Source organism: Olsenella profusa F0195 (assembly GCF_000468755.1).
GTDB classification, from domain to species: Bacteria; Actinomycetota; Coriobacteriia; order Coriobacteriales; family Atopobiaceae; genus Olsenella_F; species Olsenella_F profusa.
This window is the reverse complement of record NZ_AWEZ01000031.1, coordinates 1-1,632: the sequence shown is the minus strand read 5'-3', so window position 1 is coordinate 1,632 and position 1,632 is coordinate 1. Positions and strand designations below refer to the sequence as shown.

At 72.7% G+C, this 1,632-nt stretch carries 1 protein-coding gene; it reads left to right on the top strand.

The genetic code is table 11. From position 1 onward, the window contains the following. Nucleotides 1–131: 131 nt before the first annotated feature. Nucleotides 132–1,418: an IS30 family transposase gene (locus HMPREF1316_RS04230; protein WP_232204432.1), complete on the top strand. Its 1,287-nt coding sequence runs from the start codon at nucleotides 132–134 to the stop codon at nucleotides 1,416–1,418. Nucleotides 1,419–1,632: the final 214 nt, after the last annotated feature.

Below are 1,632 nucleotides of genomic sequence, written 5' to 3'. Positions count from 1 at the left end.
GCTCGAATCCAAACTTCAGCAGAACGGGTCCACGGGTCATCCGCACGCGTCCGGGTGAGTTGTGGAACCAGTGACGTGGGGGCCGGAGACGCCGGCCCGTCTCTCAGCGTCACTGGATTGGGATGACAGACGTGTCTGACAGGGGCAGGGGCCCGAGCGGGGCGGGAAGGTCCCGCGGCAGGGCCTACGCGAGGCTGGCGAAGGCCGACAGGCTCTCCATCGAGAGGGGGCTGGACAGGAACGAGAGCTGCAGGGCGATGGCGAGGGGGCTCGGCAGGTCGCCCTCGACCGTGCACGACGAGGTCGAGCGGCACCGCTTCGTGTGGGTCCCGAGGGCGAGGAGGGGCGAGCCCGCGCCGGCCGACGCGGGCGACTCGTGCCCCAGGCTCGCTTCGTGGCCGAGGTGCTGCAACGGCTGCAGCAAGCACGGGGGCTACGGCTGCTCCAGGAGCCCGAAGGTGTTCTACAGGGCGTCGATGGCGCAGCGCGCGGCGGCGGCCGAGCTCTCGGAGGCGCGGAGGGGCATCGACGAGGACGAGGGGTCGGCCGCCGCCAAGATCGCCCTGATACGCGGCTGCACGGCCCGCGGGCTCTCGCCGGAGCAGATAGTCGCCACGCACCCGGAGCTCGGGCTGTCCAGGTCCACGGTCTACGAGTGGATAGACCGCGGCTACGGCGACATGAGCAACATGGACCTGCGGCGAAAGGTCGGCTACAGGCCCCGCCGGCACGCGGGCGGCCGGGCGAGGCCCACGCGGCACTCGGCCGAGAGGTCCCACGAGGCCTTCCGCGCCCTGCCCGGGGACGTGCGCGACAGCGCCTGGGAGATGGACACCGTTGAGGGGAGGAGGTCCGACACCCGGTGCCTGCTCACGCTCTACCACCGCCCCACGAGCCTCCAGCTCGCCGTGCCCATAGAGTCGCAGTCCTGCCAGTCGGTGCTCCGGGGGCTCGCGCTCGTCACCGCGGCGCTCGGCTCCCCCGAGGACGCGCGGGCCGTCCTCGGGGTCGTGCTGACGGACAACGGGGGCGAGTTCTCCGACGAGGCCGCCCTGGCCGCGGCCATAGGCGAGCGGCCGGGCGAGGTTCGCCTCTACTACTGCGACGCGCACCGCCCCGACCAGAAGGGCGGCTGCGAGCGCAACCACTCCGAGCTGCGGAAGATCCTGCCGAAGGGAGGGCGCTCCTTCGACCTGCTCACCCGCGCGGACTGCGCCCTCGTGATGAGCGAGGTCAACTCGGAGCCGCGCGGGAAGCTCGCCTGGCTCACCCCGCGGGACGCCTTCCTGAACGCCTTCGGGGCGCGCGGGGAGGCGCTCCTCGACGCGCTGGGCGTCGAGGCCGTCGGGGTGGACGAGCTGGACCTGACCCCGGGGTGCCTGGAGCGCGAGAGGGGCGGCGGGGCCCAGGGCAGGTAGTCGGAAGGACAAGGGCGGCGCGTCGATGGCCCGTTCGGGTGTGTGCCGGAACCACCCGCGCGGGGTGGCGGAGCCTTGCGTCCGAGACCCACCCGAACGCCGCAGATGGTACCGCGACCCGAGCCTACGTCACCCCCGGGGCGGCCGGGGGACGTACGGATGGCTGCCGGAACGCAGAATGCGGCGGGGCGTCCGGATGAGAATCGGATTCAAC